This window comes from Methanolobus psychrotolerans, from assembly GCF_002243045.1.
Taxonomy (GTDB): Archaea; Halobacteriota; Methanosarcinia; order Methanosarcinales; family Methanosarcinaceae; genus Methanolobus; species Methanolobus psychrotolerans.
The window spans coordinates 102,059-122,766 of the sequence record NZ_MBKP01000006.1 but is presented as its reverse complement, the minus strand read 5'-3'; the positions used below and the strand labels follow the sequence as shown (position 1 = coordinate 122,766).

Here is a 20,708-nt window from a genome sequence, read left to right as displayed (position 1 = left end):
ACTTAACGATAGCCATGGAACAAAGCTGATCGTTATTTTTTCAACTGATGTCCACATCTCCACTACAACCATGTAGTCACCTACAATCCTCTCATTCCATCCCCTTGCGATACTGCTCAACCAAAAACTCAAGCGTATCCTCCAGCACATCCTCGCCGGAATACTTTTGCAGGCAACGATAATACCGCCCCCTGTCCTCGAACAATATATTAATAGGCGGGTAACCATGTCGTAACAATACATAATTCAGCAGCAATCTTCCGACTCTGCCGTTGCCGTCCTCAAAGGGGTGGATGAACTCGAACTGGTTGTGGACCAGTGCTGCCAGTACAAGGGGCTTCAGGTCATCGGCGTTGTCGTTGTACCAGTTTGAAAGTTCTTCCAGTTCATTTTTGATCTCTTCTTTTGGGATGCCGCGGTGTACGACCTCACCGTAGGCGTTGCGTATGACCACTTCCACATCCCTCAGGTTGCCGGCAAACTTCTTGGAGCCTTCAAAACACAGTTTATGGAGCTTTTTGATGAGCTCAAGTGAGAGTTCTTCATCCGTGTTTTGTATGAAATCCACAGCCTGTGCGACATTCAGTGCCTCGATCTCATCACAATTAGTGGCATCCCCGTGGTGCCGGAGCAGGTAATGGACCTCTTCCGGGGTAACGGCTGAACCCTCGATGGCGTTGGTATTGAAAACGAACTTTTCAGTGAAGGCTTTCCAGCCTGCCACATCAAGATGAACGATATCTATCTCCCTGTCGTACTCGTTCAGCTTCTCGATCTCCTTCCTTGTAAGGGAGAACTTCAACAGGTCGGTCTTAACCTGGATCTGCTGCTCGATCTCCTTTTTCGCTTCTTCCCTGCGCTCCTCTATCTCTTCCTCTGTCAGGTTCAGGCCCAGATAATGCCGTATCTTCTTCGTCCTTTTGCCGACACGGTAGGAGTGGGACAGGTAATATTTCGTGTTTTGTCCCTGTTTTCTTTTTTCTATATGCACACTTAAATGGGTGACCACATTCTATATAGCATTTTGTGGTCACCTGTGGAAAGGACATGGAGTATTTAAGCTCAGGGAACAACGTCTACACTAATAGTATCAGTACAGGGTTAAAGGAGAGAGTCGTAATGAGTACTGAAAATATCCGTGTATGCCCGGTAGAACGGGCGGGCAGTCTTGATAGCAGGATTCGGAGATGGTTGCAAAACCCTCGCAAAATACTTGGTTCGTATATCAAAGAAGGAATGGATGTCCTGGAAGTAGGGTGTGGTCCGGGTTTCTTTACCCTTGACATTGCCTGGATGGTTGGAAAGAACGGTCGGGTAGTTGCTGTTGACTTACAGGAAGGCATGCTCCAGAAAGTAAGGGAAAAGATAAAAGCTTCCGGAACTGAACTAAATATCATATTGCATAAGTCTGATGAAGACAAAATAGGCGTGTCCGGGAATTTTGACTTTGTTTTCCTGTTCTACATGGTGCATGAGGTTGCGGATAAAGAAGCATTTTTCAGAGAGTTGGTATCGTTACTCAAAGATAATGGCCAGATCTACATAGTCGAGCTACCGCTGCATGTATCAAAAAAGACGTTTGAGGAAGCCATCAAAATAGCCAGCAATGCCGGGTTTACAGTTGCGAAGAGGCCAAAGCGTTTTCCTGACAAAGCAGTGATCTTAAAAAAGACTTAAAAAATGCAGACCCTTCAAAAGGTGACTACAAATTTTGTTCCTTTGTGTGGTCACCTTGGGTAAATCCAGTTCCTGCAATACCTCCTATCCGTTCTCTTGCAGTTGTCGTTTGCTCACTTAACCTTTATTACGTATAAACACATACAAAAATTTAGAAAACTTTTCCTTGCCGGTAATCATGAACACGACCACCCCGATGCTTGATAAAGAACAACTTATCCCAATTCTCAAAGAATTCTTTCTTGGAGAGGAATGTGTTGAGCTTGCCTACCTGTTCGGGTCCGTATCAGAGGGTAAAGCCGGTGCTCGGAGTGATATTGATATAGGGGTCTATCTGTCCGGTACCCTTACAAAAGTGCAGAGAAACCATAAACGCATTGAACTAATAGGCAGTCTGGCAACTTTGCTCAAAAGCGACAAGGTCGATCTTCTGGTGATCAATGATACGTCGCCGGTCCTGAGTTTTGAGATTATAAAGCCAAATGTACTTGTATTTGAAAGGGACCAGGACCTGAAAGTTGATGTGGAGCAGCGGATAATGTCCACTTATCTGGACTGGAAATATTATGAGGATCGTTTGAACCGTAATTTCCTCAAGAGGATTATGGAAAAGGGGCTGACATGAATGCACGATAATGAAAAAATCCTCCGTAAACTGAATTTCATGCAGAGATGTGTCAGTTATCTGAAGTCCGTAGATGCAAGCAGTGCCGGGCTGGAGGATAATTATGAACTTCGCAGCGCAGTTGAGCGGAATTTCCAGTTAGCTATTGAAAGTGCAATAGATATAGGTGAAATAATAATCTCAAGAGAAGGACTTGAAAGGCCTGAGGTCTACCGAAGTGTATTCCTCATACTTGGTAAAAATGGGATTATTCCGGCAAACTTTGCAGAAGACTTCGCCCAGGCAGCAGGTTTCAGGAATGTCCTGGTTCACATGTATGAAGGGATAGATGTCGATATCCTGCACATGTTCCTGACCGAAAGGCTTGAAGATTTTGATGAATTTGCCAGATATATCGTAGAATATCTAAGCAGGGCATCTTGAAATCTGATATTTTTCCATCCGCATTTCATAGATACAACTGCACGTTTTCCCTGTGCCATAAGATAAAGCTGCTAAAAAGCTGCTTCTTTTGATGTGGCATGTCCAAAGGTCTGAAGATGCAAAAGGTTCAAAGGGCATTATCCTTCTATCTTAGCTTCCTTGCCTCTTTGTGTTGTTTTGGACGGTTTGTGAATCATGGATCTGAAATTGACGGTCAACAGTGTCCCCATAGAGCCAGAAACAAGTTTCAATGGATAGCCGTACTCTTTTTGTTCACTATATACTCCTTTAGCCTGGTAACATCTTTAGTGAAGATCTTGACAGAGCTCTGAAAACTCAACAAACTCTGCCGATAGTGTGCCCATCAGGCATCATATCATCACTTGGGGCCATACCATGTTCCTTCCTGTATGCCTTGCGTTTGCAGTTGTCCATGTCAGGACCCTTGCAGTATCTGCTGATGAATCCTTTGCATGCCAGTTCCTTGGTGCTTTGATACTTCTGAAAGAATCCGCATTTTCTGAGTAGTTCGCATTCACTCATCTTATTTCCCCTTATAGACTATATTTTATGGAATGTTATCTATTTTATTTGCATACAATAATATTTATCAATTAATATAAATGTTTATTGGTTGCTATAAAATGTAACAATTCCGTGGTTGCGCACATATTCTAAAAAACACTCATTTTTAACTAAGTGCTGAGCCTGTAAGGTCATCAGAGTAATCTGTAAGATTTTCCCGGACACTTTTGGGTATTTTCTGATTTATCATGCACTCCTGTGAGCCATACGATTCGAAAAGAAAAATCTGATAAAGCTGAGCAGGATTGTGGATGTTAATCCTTTTCAGCCCAATGACACTATTTGTTCCAGTATAATGAACCGCTCAAATTTCCTTAACCCAGATAACTTCGCCCTCGTCAATAGCATCCTCTATATCAAATGCAATCGTTGAATCTATCCTTACCTTGATGTCGCCATGCCTGCCGACAGTGGCTGAGAACATGAACTCCTCTCCGGCATAGATTTCCACATCACGGCTTGCGATCTCAGGGACGTTGAGTATGACGTGCTTTTTCGTGCGCTCGATGATAGGGTGGTATTCCTTCTTCTCACGAGTTTTACGCTCCTCTCCGGACTCGAACTTACGCACATCGATGTGAATTCCAAGCACCTTCTCAATATCATCGATTGTTTTGCCGCCTTTGCCTATCACCCTGGGCATATCAGTGTCCCTTACACGTACCATAGCACGGTGGTCAGAGACCATTTCCACTTCAACCGGGCCGCTGGCATAGTTGCCGATAAAATCTTTCACCTCGCTTTCCGCAAGTTTCCATGAAGGGCTTCTCTGCTGCTCACCGCCAAGAGGCATGACAACCACCTGCTCACCGTAGGTGTATATCTCAAACTCACTCTTACCAGTCTCAAGGTCAGAAACAAGGATAACAGGTCTTGCAAGGTCCGCTTCCATCATGCCTGCCGGGACCTTCACAGTGAAATCGAGAACCTGCACCTTGGCAATCTCTCCTTTATCGATGAATATCACAGTATCCACTACCTGTGGAATAACACCAAGCTCCACCCTGCCGATAAGCCTCTGGATAGCATCAACCGCCCGGTTGGCGTGCACAACTCCTATCATACCGACACCGGCAAGTCTCATGTCTGCAAATATGCCAAAATCCTTTGTCTTGCGCACTTCGTCATATATCGTATAGTCCGGACGCACAAGCAGGAGCACATCAGCCGTATTCTCAAGGCTGCCGTCAAGAGGTGCGTATTGGGTGATCTCCGGTGGCACCTGAAGGTCACGTGGTGATTCCATAGTCTTGACAACAAACCCCCTGTCATTAAGATAAGTGGCAACACCAGCTGCAAAAGTAGACTTTCCTGCACCCGGCGGTCCTGCAATTAGTATTCCTCTCTGGGTGCGTATCCTCTCTTTCAGCATATCGCTCAAACGATACTCGTCCAGTGATACTGATGCTACCGGACGCACGATGGTGATCTCCACATCATCGGAAAATGGGGGGTTGGCTATGGCAATCCTCATGTTCCTTATCTGGAGCACCGCGGCGCCGCTAAAGGATATTTCCGTAAAGGATTCCTGGTCCGAGCGTGCCCTGTCAAGCAGTTCCCTTGATATCATTTTAAGTTCACTGTATGTGCATGGCTCATCCCGTATCTTCACATACTGTACATCTTTAATGGAACCTTTCTTTGCCATGGGGCAGACCTTATGTTTCAGGTGGACTGACATTGTGTCAGGTGTAAAGAATTCATCCACAAGCAACGGTCCGAAATCTTCAAAAGGAGGCTTTACAAATTCAACTTCAAGTCCCTTTGCCTTTGCAACAAGTGACTGCACCCTGTCACCAGTGACAAATTTTGCATCTAGCTCAACAGCAGTTTCTCTTATCAGCGCATCGATCTCGCCGCCCTTTGCAAGCTTCACCTGGTCAAGATTTGGTCGGGGACCTGTGAAAAATAATCTGATGTATTTCTTTCCCGCATATCGCTGGAGTTCCTGGATCTCCTCAAGACCTTTGTATCCTATCTCAAGTCCCCTGTTAGCCTGGGCTTCCAGTTCAGCTATCACGGCTTCCGGAACATATATATCCACGTCCCTAAGTCCTTCATCGTGTATCCTTCCGGAGAGGATCCCATCGATGACCGCACTTGTGTCAGGGACTATCTTTTGCCTGTTTTCTGCACATTCTTCCATATTTACGAATATGGTCTGCTGACTATATAATTAAGTCGCCACTCCTTTAAACGAGGTGAAAAAAAGATGAAATGGGCAGTGAAAGGATAATTGCTGGCTGGCAATATTCTCAATAGACCTCTTCGGGGTCGAACACTTTTTCTCCGATCTCTTTGCCGTCTACTGTCCTGTAGAAACATGAACGAAATCCGGTGTGGCACGCGCCTCCGGTCTGCTCCACCACTAAAAGGACTGCATCCATGTCACAGTCTATCCTTATCTCGACAACTTTTTGTATGTGTCCGGAACTCTCTCCTTTCTTCCAGAGGCTCTGTCTGCTACGGCTCCAGTAGTGCGCTATACCGGTATCAATGGTCCTCTCCAGTGCTTCCTTGTTCATGAAGGCGCACATCAGGACTTCTTTTGTAGTATTGTCCTGAGCAATAGCCTGTATGAGTCCGTTATCATACTTCATATCTTCAGTTTTTATCATGAGCATCACTAATTGCTATATACTATAAAAGACTATTATCCTTCAGTATTAATATAATTGTTATCAAAATAATTGCATTACCGGGGTATGATTATGGATTATAGTTTTGATGGTACAGGTGGATATAGGGTTCCTACAGGAATAGCCGGACTGGATGTGCAACTTGGCGGAGGAGTTCCTCCCGGGGCCACGATTCTCATTCTTGCAGAGCCAGGGGCCAATTCCGAGATGTTTGCCCAGCAATTTGTGTATGGCGGTCTTTTAAACGACGAGGATGTCTTCTACTTCACTTCAGAGCACCCTGCTCAGGAGATAGTTCATGAGATGGAGGATATGAAATGGGATGTAGAAAAGTATCTTGTGGGTGGACGCCTTGATTTTGTCGACGCTTACGGCCCACGCTTTTACAATGTGCTCCCAAAAGAGTTCACCAGCAATCTTTCTGCCAAGGATTTTCTTAAAAAGGGTATTGATTCGATGAATCTACTGAAAGCTACAGTAACGCAAAAGCGAGATAAAAAGTACCGTGGAGTTATTGATTCTATCTCATATTTTCTGCGTGGCTATAGTCTCAATACCGTAGTTGAATCAATTGAACTGATATCTTCCATCGGTAAGGCAACAGGAGCTATCCACTTGATACTGATGACCAGCGGAATGCATGACTCCATAACTGAGAACACCCTTCGCCACATATGTGACGGTGTCATAGAGTTCAGGATCAGGGAACGTGGAAGTGAGATCGAGCGCAATATTATGATTCGCAAAATGCGCGGAATGCTCGTTCCTAACCGGACAATTTCTTATCAGGTCACACATAAAGGAATCGAACTGGAAACTACTACACGTGTTCTTTAATATTTATCATGTTTCCACACCAGGAAACATGCTTTCACATCTTTATGCTTTTTATTCATGGAAAGTTATTTTACTTAACCGGCAAAATGGGTAATGATTATAATGAAACAGGACTTAGTGCGAATTTTGAGGGATATTTTCACATCATCAGGTTACGATGTTACAGATTCTTTCAGGTATGACCTAGTTGCTGAAAAGAGTGGATTGAAAACGTTCATTAAGCTTTCATACACTCCGGATGTCGTAGAGGTGCGGGACTTTGCAAGTCAGATCGCAGAGGGAAAAGGTCTCTATGTAATCGCTGGCAATATATCTGATGAAGTTCTTCGTCAGGCAGCAGCTTCAGGTATTGATGTGTGGGGCCGGGATGACCTGGCCTTGAAAATCGGCAGGGCAGTGCTTGCAGATATCGAAGGGGCAACTGCAGAACTTGATCTGCTTGAGACAGGCATCAAAAAACCGGTCAACAGGTCAGATGAATATGCAAAAGAAGCTATAAATGCTATATTTGGAACTGGTTCCTCTCCTCATGTCGAAAAAAGAGCTTTAGAAGACAAGTTTGTGTCACGTGTCCCCAGGGCACCCACTCCTTCAGTTGAGAGAGTAACAGAAGTACAATATTATCGCCCGCGTGGGCAATCTTCTGAATCTGTTCCTGAGGAACATGAGGTTGCAGAAGTTTTGGATGAGCAGTTTATTGAATTTCCTGCAGTTCCGGTCCAGAGGTTGCCTGAAGATTCAATGATACTGGATCTGCATTCATCGCCGGTAAACATATCAAGAGAACGTGCGATCTCCATATCAACACCTCATATCCGAGGATCGAATGGTGCAATATTGAAATTCGTGCCTTTCTGGAAGTACAGTTATTCCCTTAGCGTGGAACATCGGTACAGGTCCAAGATAATCGACATATCCGGCGATGGTTCTGGCTGTCTTAATGCACTCAATGGTCACTCAGAGAACATGAACCTCAATGATATACGTGAAAGTGTTGTGGTTCCAGCTGTCGAGTATGACGTGAAAACGCCTGTTACATGTGAAGAGGATGCACGGAAGCAGCTTCTTAATATGATCGTAGATGATTATACGCGTGATCTGCGTTTTGATGATACTCAGGGTGAAGCTATAATCTCCGAACACAAAAGATTTAAGCCAGTCGAGTCAGATATTAGCTTGCAGGTGGAACTCGTTTATGTTCCTATATGGGAAATAAAGGGGCAGAGGAACTCTGTGGAGATAAATGCTTCAAGCGGTGAGGTCTTGAAAAATCCGGTAGACGATGACGTTGAATTTGTGTAAAGGTTATGTCGGGACGATCAAACCAGTTCGTAACAATACGAATTGTTTATATATCAAAAACACATATAAGGGATTACCCGGTAGTCACCTTGTAGTAATTTCAAACAAAACAATGAGGAATCAATAATGGTAGAAGTAACTGACAAAGCAGCAGCTGAATTAAAATCACTGCTTGAGGAACAGAACAAACAGGATGTCGCTCTCAGAGTTTTCATTGCAGGCATGAGCTGCTGCGGTGTGCAGTATGGAATGTCACTTGAGGATGAGATCAGCGAAGATCATGACCTTATAGTTGAGAACAAAGGTCTTAAGATCGTAATGAATAAAGATGATGCAGATGGCCTGTCCAATGCAAAGATCGACTACGTAGATGGTCCTTCAGGAAAGGGCTTTGTCATCGACAATCCCTCGTCCGGTGGTGGATGCAGCTCCTCATCATGTGGTGGCGGATGCTGTTAAGCAACTTTTTAATAACATATAATTGAATATTTGGGTAATTCATTCATATACAAAGGTGATTACATGTTTCCGGGAATAGGTGGCAGGGGAATGAATCCTGCAAAGGTCAAACAGATGATGAAACAGATGGGTATTAACATCACTGACATAGATGAGGTTGAACAGGTCATTATACGGACAGCTTCAAGGGATATCGTATTTAACGATGCCAACGTCTCCATAATGAATGCTCAGGGTGTGGATACCTATCAGATAGTCGGTACTCCGGAAGAGGTCGCCAGGGATGTACAAATACCCGATGATGACGTGAGGCTCGTTGCAGAGCAGACCGGAGTGTCCGAAGATAAAGCCAGGGACGCATTGAAAAATGCAAATGGTGATCTGGCAGAGGCTATTCTGTCACTCTCATCATAATTCTTTTTTTGTTCTTGCGTTTTCAGCTATCGGTTTCATAGCTTTATTCTAATCATTGCCAAAGTTTGCTTCTGGAGCATTAACTTATTTGTTCTGGGATATATATTGCTGAGACCAAAATAGGTATATATCAATATCATGATTATACGTGATAGTTGTTGGTGATTTATGATATACACTTCTTCAACGCGGTTCCTTTCATGTCCCGGGGTTTATGCATGAACCTTTGTTTGTTCTTCAAAATGACATGATGTGGTTGCCTGTAAAGACTGGTTCGATTGGCCTTGAAGTGACCTGAGGTCATGGAGCAAACATCACGATTATTAATGCAAAAAGGAGCGAGCATGTCTGAGAATTTCGATGTCAAGCTGAATAGCAAAAGCTACCTTCCCGATCCATCTGTCAGGGAAAGATCCTGGATACAGGACTATGAAACTGCTTATGGCAATTTTCTGAAAGACCCTGAAAAACACTGGGAAAATGTTGCAGAAGAACTCGAGTGGTTCAAAAAATGGGACAGGGTAATGGAGTGGGATCATCCATATGCAAAATGGTTCACCAATGCAAAGCTGAACATTACTTATAACTGCCTGGACCGTCATGTCCTCAATGGGAAAAGGAACAAAGTAGCCCTGATCTGGGTTGGTGATAACGGTGAAGAGCAGGTCATAACATATCGCCAGCTTTACCGTGAGGTTATGAGATTTGCAAACGGCCTGAAGTCACTTGGAGTGGAAAAAGGTGACCGGGTATGTATTTACATGCCACTTGTCCCTGAGCAGATAATTGCAATGCTGGCATGTGCCCGTATAGGTGCGGTACACAGTGTAGTATTCGGTGGTTTCGGTGCCAACGCATTACACTCTAGGATAAAAGATGCACAGGCTAAGATAGTTATCACTGCAGACGCAACTCTGAGGCGCGGAAAGCGTATAGACCTCAAGACCCTGGTAGATGAGGCTGTTGTTAATGCTTCATGTGTGGAGAAGATAGTTGTTCTCAGGAGAATGACTCCGCAACTGGAGCTTTTCTCGGAGATTGAAGTTGATTTCTACGAGATCATGGAAGGTGTGGAAAAAGAGTGCCAACCGGAGGTCATGGACGCTGAGGATCCATTGTTTATTCTCTATACCAGCGGAACGACTGGTCCGGCAAAAGGAATAGTTCATGTCTGTGGTGGCTACATGGTCGGTACCTATTACACCACAAAGAATATCTTCGACCTGAAAGAGAGCGATGTCATGTGGTGCACTGCAGACCCAGGATGGATCACAGGTCACAGTTACATTGTCTACGGCCCGCTATCAATGGGTGCGACGGTCCTTATTTCCGAAACAACACCGGACTATCCAGATCCTGGTGTATGGTGGAGTATGGTAGAAGAGTTCGATGTAACTATTTTCTACACAGCACCAACAGCAATTCGCATGTTCATGAGGATGGGTGCGCAGTGGCCCGAAAAGTACAATCTGAGCTCACTGCGTATACTGGGTTCAGTTGGGGAACCTCTCAATCCTGAGGCTTTTGAGTGGTATTATCGTGTTATTGGCAAGGAGACATGTCCCATTCTGGATACGTGGTGGCAAACCGAAACCGGTATGCATATGCTTACAACAACGATTGGTGAACCCATGAAGCCCGGGTTTGCAGGAAAGCCAGTCCCTGGTGTTATTGCCGATGTCGTTGATGAGAATGGTGAACCTGTTCCTCCCGGAACCGGTGGTTTGCTTGTTATAAAGGAACCATGGCCTTCCATGATGAGGACTGTCTACGGTAACGATGAGCGATATCGCCAGTATTGGAGCACTATTGGGCAATATTACACCGCAGGTGACCTGGCAGTAAAGGATGAGGATGGATACATCATGATCCTTGGTCGCTCTGACGATGTCCTGATAGTTGCAGGCCATAACATTGGCAGTGCCGAGGTTGAAAGTGCCCTTGTGTCACATGAGGCTGTAGCAGAGGCGGCAGTTATCGGAAAACCTGATCCTCTCAAGGGAGATTCCATTAAGGCTTTCATCATACTGCGCATGGGATTCAAGGCCAGCGACAAGTTGAAACTGGACCTTATCTATCATGTAAGGATGAACATAGGTCCGATAGCTATGCCATCGGAGATCGAGTTTGTGGAATCTTTGCCAAAGACCCGCAGCGGCAAAATAATGAGGCGCCTGCTAAAGGCACGGGAACTTGGCCAGGACCCTGGAGACATCTCAACACTGGAGGACTGATGTCCTCCTTTTTTCTTTAAAAATAGAAACAGTTATGAAATATACTCTCCTATTAAGTAGCGCAGGAGATTACTATGATAGACTTTTTTGATCTTTATCTTTCAGAGGATTGTCCTTACGGGGATGAGACCACAGAGTTCCTTGGTATAGAAGGTAATGGAAGACTTCGTATAAAATCAAGGGAGCATGGGGTTGCCGCATGTATGGATGACCTTGCGGCTTTCTACAAAAAGAAAGGCCTTGAAGTTGTGAGCATGGTGAAAAATGGTGCTGAGTTCAATCCTAACGATGTGATATTTGAGGCACAGGGCGATCTTCCGGAACTTTTTAAACTGTGGCGTATATCGCAGACCTTCCTTTCACTGGTGTGCTCTATTGCCTCAAGTACCCGTTTTGCTGTGGAGCTTGCAAAAAAATCAAATCCTGATATTATGGTAGCAACAAGCCGTAAAACTCATCCGGGATTTCGCAAGTATGAGCTTAAGGCTGTAAAGATAGGAGGCGGTGACCATCACCGAAACTCCTTGAGCGATTCTATTCTCATTACACAGAACCATCTGGATGTAATGGAAAAACAGGTAAAGCTCAGGGCCATGCGTAAGATAGAGATCGAACCAAGGACCAGGGAAGAGGCTTATGAATCTGCACCTGTGGCTGATCTGCTTCTACTGGACCATTACAGTCCCCAGGAACTGGGATCATTGGTGCCGGAGCTGCGCGCTCTTAATCCACATCTGGAAATCGCAGTTGGCGGGATAGATATTGGTATGATACCAGAATATGCAAAGCTTGTGGATGTCATTGTGACCACTGCGCCTTATTACGCTAAGCCGCTTGATCTAACTTCTCGGATAAGGCGTATGTGAGTATAACGTCAGTATATAACGTAAACGAAAACATTATATACAATTGTGAACATGGTTGTGTGTGTAATGCACATCACCGTTGCAAAGAGGCACTGGGTTTTGGGGACTCAGGTTGCAGGCAATCTCTTTCCGCTCTGGTAATGTGCTACATCGATAAAAGTAAAAATAATCAATTCATGGGATATATTATACAGAGGTGTTTATATGAGCAAACCGGAACTTTTGGATTTCAGTGCAACCTGGTGTGGACCTTGTAAGATGCAGAAACCTCATCTTGAAAAGGTAACAGCAGAATTTGGTGACAAGGTTGATGTAAAGGTTATAGATGTGGATCAGAACCAGAGTCTGGCATCTCAGTATGGTATCCAGGCGGTACCTACCCTTATTATAGTGAAGGACGGAAAGCCAGTAAAGCGTTTTACCGGGCTTACCACCGCAGGTGTCCTCATCGAAGAACTGAAAAAGGTGCTTTAGGCGCCTGATATTCTTTTTTCAAATTGTTTTCCTCCGTATTTTTGAAAAAGTGTAAATACCTTCAGGTCAATCCAGTTCCGAGGTTACGTAAATTGAAGGAACTGGTTGATCTTGGTGTAATGGTTTTCAGGGAGAAGAACTCCCGGGGTTCTTTTAAGCCTCATCTTTCTGTGAAGTTCAGGTCTGTCGAAGGCAAACTTGTCACATTTTCAATAGATACTACCCGGACTCCTGCAAAATACCAGCAGCCAGATGCTTATCTTATTACTCATGCCCATTCTGACCACTATGGTAAATCTGCAATGCTGTCTGAGCGCGCAGTGTGCTCCGATAAGACTGCCATTGCCCTTGAGATACGCCATGAGCGTAAATATGCCGGCAGGACTTTTAAAGTAGGAGATATAATAGAGACCTGCGGCGTAAAGGTGCAGACCTTCCCAAATTTTCACACGGTAGGTTCAACCTCGTTTATGTGGGAGAATGAACTTGGCACAAGGATCCTTGTGACAGGTGATGTAAAGGATGCTTCTATGCTTCCTGAGTGTGACCTGCTGATAACCGAAGCTAATTATGGGGACCCGGGGGATGCGACCTGTTATTTTGACGACGATATATCAGGTTTTGAGAATGCTTTCAGGGATCATCCATCTATTGCTTTTGGAGCCTATGCCTTCGGTAAGGCACAAAGAGCCGTGGAGCTTCTCCGGGGACTTGGTTATGATGGTACAATAGAGATGGAAGATCAATCTCTTTCACTTACAAGGGGCCTTCTTGAAGGTGCCGGGGAACTGGCGTGTCTTGGAGAAGGCTGTGGAGATTGCATAAGTATAGTCCCCCCATGGGATCTGGAGAAACTGCCTTCCCGCATGTCTAAATTTGTAATGACGGGACGCAGTGATTATCGATATCCTGCAATCCAGATCAGCGATCATCTGGATGCCAGGGGACTTGTAACAATGGTAAAGGATATTGGTCCTGAATTTACAGTTGTCTATCATCCCAGTGGTCACCGTCCTGGAAGATTTGCAAAACATCTTGAATGCATTGGTTTTAATGCGCTTTCTATTGACCGGATAAATAATGTTTTAAGCAATGAATTTGTGTGAAGTCCTTTCTGGCAGGATAAACATTTATATAAGTATTGGTTTTTATACCCACACTATCCAAGTTGTACCAGGAGATCAGATCAATTGTCAAAATCATCCAAGAAAAAGCAATCAGTGGCCACTTCTACACAGGAATCCACAGATATTGCGCAACCAGTTCCTACTTCATCAGGCTCCGGCAAGATTTCATTTAAAGTGAAGACTCCGGAAGAAAGGAAGAAAGCTCACAAGGAGGGTATCGTCAAAACGGCAGTTGCAGCTATTATTGGTATAATAGCCGGCATACTTGCCTACATACAGCTTGGGATAAGTGACGACCCTGCCATGAAGTGGTATGCAATAATGATAATCATTGCTGCGCTTTCCTACTATGCCATGAAACTTGTATTCCCGCTTTTCAAGATCAGGACAAAGGAATTCGGTTTTAAGGACTGGTTCTATGTTGAGTTCATCGTTATAGATTTCTGTCTTGTAACATGGACGTTGCTCCTTAATTGATCTTTTCTTTTTAGCATTATCCATTTATTTTATTTCACTGACAGGGATTTTACATGCGAATCGCAATATTGAACAGAGATAGATGCCAGCCAAGACGTTGCAGTCATGAGTGCGAAAAATACTGTCCTCGTGTAAGGACCGGGGATGAAACTATCATTTTTGCAGATGATGGTAAGCCACTGATATCCGAAGAACTTTGTGTTGGATGCGGAATATGTGTTCACAAATGTCCTTTTGAAGCCATAATGATCATCGGTCTTCCAGAGGCCCTCACAGAACCGACCCACAGGTACGGTCCTAATGGGTTTGCCCTCTATGGCCTGCCAGTCCCGCAGGTTGGAAGAGTTACAGGTATTCTCGGACCCAATGGTATTGGTAAAAGTACGGCAGTGCAGATCCTTTCAGGTAACCTCCTTCCAAATTTCTCACAGGAAAGTGGCAGCTGGGACACAGTACTTGAACATTATGCCGGGACAGCACTCTTTGACTATTTCAGTGATGTGGCAGACGGTAACGTCAAAGTATCCCAGAAACCCCAGTACGTAGATCTGATACCCAAAGCTTTCAAGGGTAAGACCAGCGAGCTTCTCGATAAGACAGATGAAAGAGGAAAACTCCCGGAACTGATCGAGCGTCTCAACCTTTCGCATGTTCTTGACCGCAAGATAACAGAGCTCAGTGGCGGTGAACTCCAGAGGGTGGCTATTGCCGCATGTGCTGCAAAAGATGCTGATTTCTACTTTTTTGACGAAATAAGTCCTTATCTTGATATCTACCAGCGTATCAATTCGGCACAGCTCATCCAGGAGATAGCAGAGGAAAAAGCCGTACTTGTTGTTGAGCACGACCTTGCAATACTTGACATGCTTGCCGATGTTGTACATGTGGCATACGGAGAACCTGGAGGATATGGCGTGATAACCCATCCCAAGGGTGTGCGCATTGCGATCAACCAGTATCTTAAAGGTTACCTTGCTGAAGAGAACGTGCGTATACGTCCGGAAACCATCAAGTTCGAGGTCCACCCTCCAAGGGTAGGGACAGATATCAACACACTTGTGAACTATGAAGCATTCTCAAAGAAATATGGCAATGAATTTACTCTTTCAACCGTTGCCGGCTCACTAAAAGAAGGTGAAGTTCTCGGTATAGTAGGGCCTAATGGTATCGGTAAATCCACATTTGTCAAGATACTTGCAGGAGAGGTAGAGCCGGATGAGGGCAAACTTGATCTTAATATCAAAATTGCATACAAACCACAATATATCAAAGCCGATACGGTGATTCCGGTACAGTATTTCCTGCGTGGTATTTCCAATAAATTTGACAGCAGTTATTTCCAGTCAGAAGTAGTAAAACCCTTGCAGCTTGAAAGACTCTACGACCACCTGCTCACAGAGCTCAGTGGCGGAGAACTCCAAAGAGTAGCCATCGCAGCCTGCCTTTGTCAGGATGCTGACATGTACATACTTGATGAGCCAAGTGCCCACCTTGACGTGGAACAGCGTTCAATGGCAACAAAAGTTATTAAGAGGTTCGCAGAGAACAATCGCAAGACTGCAATGGTAGTTGACCACGATATATATCTGATAGACCTGCTGAGCGAGCGCCTTATAGTTTTTGAGGGTGAGCCGGCAGTTTACGGAAAAGCCCATCAGCCTTTAAGCATGCAGGATGGTATGAACAAATTCCTGGCAAACCTTGGAATTACATTCAGGCGTGATGAGGATACTTCTCGTCCAAGAGTCAATAAACCGAATTCAAGGCTTGACAGGGAGCAAAAAAGCAAGGGAGAGTATTACTACCACAATATTCTGGATGAGTGATTTCTCTTTTCTTTTAACTTTTTCAGGCAAGCTCTTTTTCCAGAACCATGTAAAATTCATTTGAAGCCTGCTTTTCCAGCCATGGATAATGTCCGCATTTTTCCAGCAGGATAAACTTGAAGTCACTGATTGCTCTTGAAAGTGGTTCTTCCACTCCTTCAAAAGGATGCGGGTCATAGTTGCCATGGATTGCAACCGCAGGACATTGTATATCCATGCCCATCCGGAGCAGTTTTCCGCTTCTTCTTAAATAGCTGGCTTCACTCCATATGCTTTTATTGACATCATGCATAAATCCCGCATTCACTTCTTCATAAGGCACAAGATCAAAAGAATCAGCAGTTGAGATAAGTTTTCCAAATTTTGCAAACACGTGGTTCTTATTTGTTACAGAAGGGTCGCTCATCCTTGAACTAAGATGCAGGTACTTTTCTCTCTCGTTTTCAGTCATACGATCCAGCCGTGTCTGCATAATTGTGGAAGCATATCTCTCTTCAAATGGTCCGCTTGAGATAAGTATCAGTTTCCTTACATAGGAGGGGTAGCGCGCGGCAAACATAAAGGCCAGCCATGCTCCCCAGGAGTGCCCGACCAACGAGAGAGGCAGTTTCCCGTGTTTTTTTAGCATTCTTCTTAATTCCACTATCTGTCCTTCGATGCTCATTGATGTCTGCAGTGGCTCCAATATTCCTGCTTCGGTTCTGTCTGAGAGTCCCATCGCCAGCTCTGCCACTGTTCCAGGTGCTCCGGGACCTCCATGAATGACTGCTATATTGTATGGTGCTGTTCCGTATTTTCTGAGGTTCTGGTTCATTTTTTACTCCGGGATTTATCCGGTATTCTATACTTTTAAGGTCATCTGATATTATCCACATACTACAGCAATAATTACCATCTTTTTTAGAAGCATAAGTTAATAGGAGTTTCCCAAGAAAAAGTACTTTTTATTTAGTCTTAAATTCAAATTGGCGAAGAAAGCATACTCCCTAAATAATTTATACCGGTATAAAGGGAGCTGTTCAAAATTACTGTTCGTTAGGTATACTTTTAGTGAGGATGACTGTAAAACTTGGTATTAAGACAAAATAATTTAAAAATCATTACAGAGTGATGAATATACAAGGACCCTATATACTTTATATCTCTTTCCTCTATAAAATGTAGATATACTTATATATTATATATTATTAAATATAATAGTGAAAACTGTAAAGGTTAATGTACCTTGATTCTGTTTTTCATTTGGATGTGGTATTATCACAGAAACAAAATTCTATAACAATATAACTGTCCTTGACAGTATTGATAAAGGGAACTTTAAAGCAGAGGTCCTCCAGTACAATTCTTTAACTGGCAGTAAGGACCCTGCCCTTGCAAAGACTCTGTACCATATACAGAAATCAGGCATGGCCCTGAAACAAGTAAAACTCACCCTCAATGATAGTGGTGTCATAGTAGAACCAGGAGCTCTCTATTTCCATAAGGGAAACATCGTATGCGATGCCAATATCGGTGGTGTTGGCGGTCTTGCAAAGAAGATGATAAAGAACAAGCTTACAAACGAATCCACTTTCAATCCTCTCTACAGGGGAACAGGTGAGGTATTCCTGGAACCGAGTTTTGGTCATTATCTTATAGTGACACTGGATGGTGGTTCTATTGTTGTCGATAAAGGTATATTCTACTGTGCAGAATCAACACTTGAGGTTGGGGTGGCAACCCAGAAGAGCCTTACCGGAGGATTATTAGGCGGAGAAGGATGGTTCCAGACAAAGATCAGTGGTAAAGGCATATGTATTCTTGAAAGTCCGGTTCCAATGGTAGAGATATTGAAATTTAATCTTGATAACGAGAAACTTCAGGTTGACAGAAGTATTGCTCTGTTAAGGTCTGATTCTGTGAAGTTCACCGTAGAGAGATCCGGGAAGGGTATTGCAGGTAAACTAACCTCTGGTGAAGGTCTCCTTCAGACCTTTGAAGGAACCGGTACTGTATGGCTTACGCCAACACAGCCTGTTTACTATTCTATTGCCATGGGTGGTGTTTCATCGCTGACGGCTGCACCTTATAACAATAATTCTGCATAAAATGGGGCATTTTGCTCCTTTATTTTTATTTTTAGTGGTCCTTACTTTTTTAGTGAATGTCTCTTGCATAATTGAATGCCTGATATATACTGTATAGCCAGAAAATAATGTATATCACTATCGGAATAACAAGATATGCAGCAACTATGAGCATAAAAGCAATTACAAAATAGTAAGATCCCCGGCCTATCTCTCCATTGTATATCTGCCCGAGTCCTGGAAATATCAGGGAATAGAGTGCAGATTTCCACGGTACAGGTTTATATTCTTCATTTTTCTTTATTTCTATGGTATACTTCTCTTCCTCATCTGTCAGGATGAATCCCCCGTATGTAAATGATCTTCCTTTACATAACAAGCTTTCCGGACATCAATTACGTTTCAGAAGGGTATTCTTTGCTTTTTTAATTGCAGAAGATGCATTCTTTAGGTGATCTGCAAAGGGTTCTGTGCTTTTACCTTTATTCGCCGTTCCTGTTTTCATTTTAGCTCCCTTTGCAAGATACCATGTAAGAAAGTCAGTATACAGGATTATTCCTATAAGGGAGGACCAAAGCATTAGTAAGATGTGGAAATTATTAATGGGTACAAGCCCGTTTGCAAGTAGCATCTGCCTGTATGAAAGGAAAGCGATTGAGGTCCCAGGTAGTAAGAATATAAAAAAAAGAGGTGTCAGGAACAGAATAAAGAGTGCAAGTCTGGATGACATATTGATAAGGACAAAGAGCACGAATGCGGCGAATAATGTAAAAAGCATTGCAGATCCGATAAATGCCAGAATTTCCATAGTATGTTCCTCCTGTCCGGTTATGTCTCTTTCTTATATACTCTGATTATATATAAATATATGAATGCAGGTACAATAGCTATAAGCAGAAACAGGGTGGTAAATGAAGATGCCAGGAACCCCGCTGCCTCAAATCTTGTAATTTGGGATTGCGTTGTTGGGTTTTCATCATACGTTTCATAAAAAACGTCATTTGCCTCAATGTAGCTGTTATCTTCAAAGTAAGAATCATCTACCACAAGGGCATCATCAATGTATAGGAAAGGTGTACCTGAAACGGAATTCTTTTTTATTCCATTCTCATCCGTAATACTCAGCTCGGTTTCAGGCAAGTAGTACTCACCTGCTCTTTCTGCCCTGACAACGTAACTGAATTCCCTGACCTGATACGTTTCCAATGTTCCTTTCCATGAATCCTTCCCCTCAACATAAGTCAGTTCATCAGGGATGCTTTCCATAAACGATGCTTCAAGGCTTTTGTCACCTTCATTGATGATTCTTATATTGATTACTATTTCTTCTCCTACAAGCATATAACTGGAACTTACTTCCTTTTCCACAATTACCTTTGAACCGCTTACGCGGAAAGTCTGAATTATTTCTTCAGATTCCAGTGAGTAGGTTTCTCCTCCATCTTTCCATACTACCTCTGCAGGCATAAATGTAAAATCTCCCGGTTCTGCGGGGGATGCAAAGTACTCTATTGTCTTTGTGGCGCCTGCATCAAGTACCACTGTCCATTCTGTATTTTCAAGGTCTTTAGGAATAAAGGATGCATGCAATTCGTCTGTGACAGTAACAGCTGTCTGGAAACTTGCCTTATTCTTAAGTGTAATTATTATATGGAAGTACTGCTGCGTTCCAAATTCAGGTTTTTCCGATGTTTTTTCTATGGAATAAACTTCCTTTTCGATGGAAATGTAAGGTTTTACATTTGCCTGAGCTGTAGCTTCACCGGTGTATTCATTTCCTCTGTAATCATAACCTTGCACTTTTGATATCATCCTTGTATTTCTGTCAACGGGTTCTATATCAGGTTTAACGCGTATCTGGAACTTTTTCTGTTTTCCAGGTTCCAGTATTGAATGTTGCTGGGTCGTCTCTTCTACTTTCCCGTCATCACATTCTGTAGTTATTATTATCCCGTGCAATGGTATTGTGCCATTATTTGTGACCATAAGTTCATATTCTATGGATTCATCTGGATCATAACTGTTATGTATGTTCGCTACCTCTATTTTGATGTCAGGGGAGCCGGGTCTCAAAGTTTCTATAAACACTTCTTTTGTATTTGTATTCAAATATACAACATTGATCATGAGTTCATCGGATAGTTTCTGGTGGTCACCTGTTTTATAGGTCCCTTCGATATTATTGCCATTATGTTCAACCGCTATAACAGCACCATCCTCGTTGATGGCTGTAAAACTTATCTTATAGTCATTCCCCGTTAGTGTGTCACCAATTTTGAATGATGTCTTGGGAATATCGGTGATCCAGACAAGCTCAGTCTTTTGCTTGTATATTTCCAGGAAAACTTTGTCCTGGCTGATGGCAATTGCATAGATCCTGAGTTCCCCGCCATAGATATATTCGTTGTTCAATCCGGCATCTACCTGGAAAGCTTCTTTAAAAATTGCGTTAGTGTATATAAGGAGGGTAGCAGAGGGTTCATTATCGGTGCTTATTTCGTGTACTTTGATAGTAGCTCCTTCAAGGTATGCTCTTTCACCAATCCCCAGTTCGTAGGAACCCTGGAATATCCATATATCTTCTTCACGGATACCATATGCACTTGCAGGAGCTATGAGTATCAGCAGGATACATATTAGAGATAGTAAGGGCAGAAGCTTTTTTGTTGGCATCAAT

At 43.4% G+C, this 20,708-nt stretch carries 22 protein-coding genes; 14 read left to right on the top strand and 8 right to left on the bottom strand.

Features of this window, described 5'->3' with window-relative positions; genetic code table 11:
- Nucleotides 1-91: 91 nt before the first annotated feature.
- Nucleotides 92-991, bottom strand: a complete 900-nt coding sequence (locus tag BB781_RS16305) for a Fic family protein (RefSeq protein ID WP_094227153.1) — start codon at nucleotides 989-991, stop codon at nucleotides 92-94.
- A gap of 128 nt (nucleotides 992-1,119) precedes the next feature.
- On the opposite strand from BB781_RS16305, the gene BB781_RS03720 reads away from it, so the two are divergent.
- The 3 genes from BB781_RS03720 to hepT all read left to right on the top strand — a co-directional run bounded on the left by BB781_RS03720 (nucleotide 1,120) and on the right by hepT (nucleotide 2,725).
- On the top strand, nucleotides 1,120-1,677 hold the full coding sequence (locus BB781_RS03720; RefSeq protein WP_094227152.1) for a class I SAM-dependent methyltransferase: 558 nt from the start codon (nucleotides 1,120-1,122) through the stop codon (nucleotides 1,675-1,677).
- Between the two features lie 178 nt (nucleotides 1,678-1,855).
- A complete protein-coding gene (gene mntA, locus BB781_RS03715; protein WP_094227151.1) occupies nucleotides 1,856-2,302 on the top strand; it encodes a type VII toxin-antitoxin system MntA family adenylyltransferase antitoxin in 447 nt (148 codons plus the stop codon).
- Complete coding sequence (hepT, locus tag BB781_RS03710; RefSeq protein WP_094227150.1) at nucleotides 2,303-2,725, top strand: type VII toxin-antitoxin system HepT family RNase toxin; 423 nt, start codon at nucleotides 2,303-2,305, stop codon at nucleotides 2,723-2,725.
- A gap of 336 nt (nucleotides 2,726-3,061) precedes the next feature.
- Here hepT and BB781_RS03705 read toward each other — a convergent pair whose 3' ends face one another.
- From BB781_RS03705 to hisI, 3 genes are all read right to left on the bottom strand, one after another.
- Complete coding sequence (locus BB781_RS03705) at nucleotides 3,062-3,268, bottom strand: hypothetical protein (protein ID WP_094227149.1); 207 nt, start codon at nucleotides 3,266-3,268, stop codon at nucleotides 3,062-3,064.
- Nucleotides 3,269-3,614: 346 nt separating this feature from the next.
- Nucleotides 3,615-5,456, bottom strand: a complete 1,842-nt coding sequence (locus BB781_RS03700) for a PINc/VapC family ATPase (protein WP_094227148.1) — start codon at nucleotides 5,454-5,456, stop codon at nucleotides 3,615-3,617.
- 109 nt (nucleotides 5,457-5,565) lie between these two features.
- The gene (hisI, locus tag BB781_RS03695; RefSeq protein ID WP_094227147.1) at nucleotides 5,566-5,928 is read right to left on the bottom strand and encodes a phosphoribosyl-AMP cyclohydrolase; all 363 of its coding nucleotides are present in this window, start codon (nucleotides 5,926-5,928) and stop codon (nucleotides 5,566-5,568) included.
- Between the two features lie 93 nt (nucleotides 5,929-6,021).
- Between hisI and BB781_RS03690 the strand changes: the two genes are divergently transcribed.
- The 10 genes from BB781_RS03690 (at nucleotide 6,022) to BB781_RS03645 (ending at nucleotide 15,965) form a co-directional block, all read left to right on the top strand.
- Complete coding sequence (locus BB781_RS03690; protein ID WP_094227146.1) at nucleotides 6,022-6,786, top strand: RAD55 family ATPase; 765 nt, start codon at nucleotides 6,022-6,024, stop codon at nucleotides 6,784-6,786.
- Nucleotides 6,787-6,912: 126 nt separating this feature from the next.
- Complete coding sequence (locus BB781_RS03685) at nucleotides 6,913-8,088, top strand: hypothetical protein (protein ID WP_094227145.1); 1,176 nt, start codon at nucleotides 6,913-6,915, stop codon at nucleotides 8,086-8,088.
- Between the two features lie 126 nt (nucleotides 8,089-8,214).
- Nucleotides 8,215-8,547 carry a HesB/IscA family protein gene (locus tag BB781_RS03680; RefSeq protein WP_094227144.1) on the top strand — a complete coding sequence of 111 codons (333 nt, stop codon included), beginning with the start codon at nucleotides 8,215-8,217 and terminating at the stop codon, nucleotides 8,545-8,547.
- 63 nt (nucleotides 8,548-8,610) lie between these two features.
- Nucleotides 8,611-8,961, top strand: coding sequence for a nascent polypeptide-associated complex protein (locus BB781_RS03675; RefSeq protein ID WP_094227143.1), 351 nt, complete (start codon nucleotides 8,611-8,613; stop codon nucleotides 8,959-8,961).
- Nucleotides 8,962-9,305: 344 nt separating this feature from the next.
- Nucleotides 9,306-11,195: an acetate--CoA ligase gene (gene acs, locus BB781_RS03670; protein WP_094227142.1), complete on the top strand. Its 1,890-nt coding sequence runs from the start codon at nucleotides 9,306-9,308 to the stop codon at nucleotides 11,193-11,195.
- A 74-nt stretch (nucleotides 11,196-11,269) separates the two neighbouring features.
- On the top strand, nucleotides 11,270-12,061 hold the full coding sequence (locus BB781_RS03665; protein WP_094227141.1) for a nicotinate-nucleotide pyrophosphorylase: 792 nt from the start codon (nucleotides 11,270-11,272) through the stop codon (nucleotides 12,059-12,061).
- A 204-nt stretch (nucleotides 12,062-12,265) separates the two neighbouring features.
- Complete coding sequence (locus BB781_RS03660; protein WP_094227140.1) at nucleotides 12,266-12,535, top strand: thioredoxin family protein; 270 nt, start codon at nucleotides 12,266-12,268, stop codon at nucleotides 12,533-12,535.
- Between the two features lie 92 nt (nucleotides 12,536-12,627).
- Nucleotides 12,628-13,641, top strand: a complete 1,014-nt coding sequence (locus BB781_RS03655) for an MBL fold metallo-hydrolase (RefSeq protein WP_394335324.1) — start codon at nucleotides 12,628-12,630, stop codon at nucleotides 13,639-13,641.
- 84 nt (nucleotides 13,642-13,725) lie between these two features.
- Complete coding sequence (locus BB781_RS03650; protein ID WP_094227139.1) at nucleotides 13,726-14,139, top strand: EMC6-like membrane protein; 414 nt, start codon at nucleotides 13,726-13,728, stop codon at nucleotides 14,137-14,139.
- A gap of 53 nt (nucleotides 14,140-14,192) precedes the next feature.
- Nucleotides 14,193-15,965: a ribosome biogenesis/translation initiation ATPase RLI gene (locus tag BB781_RS03645; RefSeq protein WP_094227138.1), complete on the top strand. Its 1,773-nt coding sequence runs from the start codon at nucleotides 14,193-14,195 to the stop codon at nucleotides 15,963-15,965.
- 22 nt (nucleotides 15,966-15,987) lie between these two features.
- On the opposite strand, the gene BB781_RS03640 is transcribed toward BB781_RS03645, so the two are convergent.
- Entirely contained in the window at nucleotides 15,988-16,779 is a 792-nt protein-coding gene (locus tag BB781_RS03640; RefSeq protein WP_094227137.1) for an alpha/beta fold hydrolase, read from the bottom strand.
- A 592-nt stretch (nucleotides 16,780-17,371) separates the two neighbouring features.
- On the opposite strand from BB781_RS03640, the gene BB781_RS03635 reads away from it, so the two are divergent.
- Nucleotides 17,372-18,052, top strand: a complete 681-nt coding sequence (locus tag BB781_RS03635) for an AIM24 family protein (protein WP_094227136.1) — start codon at nucleotides 17,372-17,374, stop codon at nucleotides 18,050-18,052.
- Nucleotides 18,053-18,101: 49 nt separating this feature from the next.
- Here BB781_RS03635 and BB781_RS03630 read toward each other — a convergent pair whose 3' ends face one another.
- The 3 genes from BB781_RS03630 to BB781_RS03620 are packed head-to-tail and all read right to left on the bottom strand — an operon-like array spanning nucleotide 18,102 to nucleotide 20,704.
- The gene (locus tag BB781_RS03630; RefSeq protein ID WP_242492516.1) at nucleotides 18,102-18,410 is read right to left on the bottom strand and encodes a DUF5683 domain-containing protein; all 309 of its coding nucleotides are present in this window, start codon (nucleotides 18,408-18,410) and stop codon (nucleotides 18,102-18,104) included.
- Between the two features lie 12 nt (nucleotides 18,411-18,422).
- Entirely contained in the window at nucleotides 18,423-18,839 is a 417-nt protein-coding gene (locus BB781_RS03625; protein ID WP_207205231.1) for a hypothetical protein, read from the bottom strand.
- A 20-nt stretch (nucleotides 18,840-18,859) separates the two neighbouring features.
- A complete protein-coding gene (locus BB781_RS03620) occupies nucleotides 18,860-20,704 on the bottom strand; it encodes a hypothetical protein (protein ID WP_094227135.1) in 1,845 nt (614 codons plus the stop codon).
- Nucleotides 20,705-20,708: the final 4 nt, after the last annotated feature.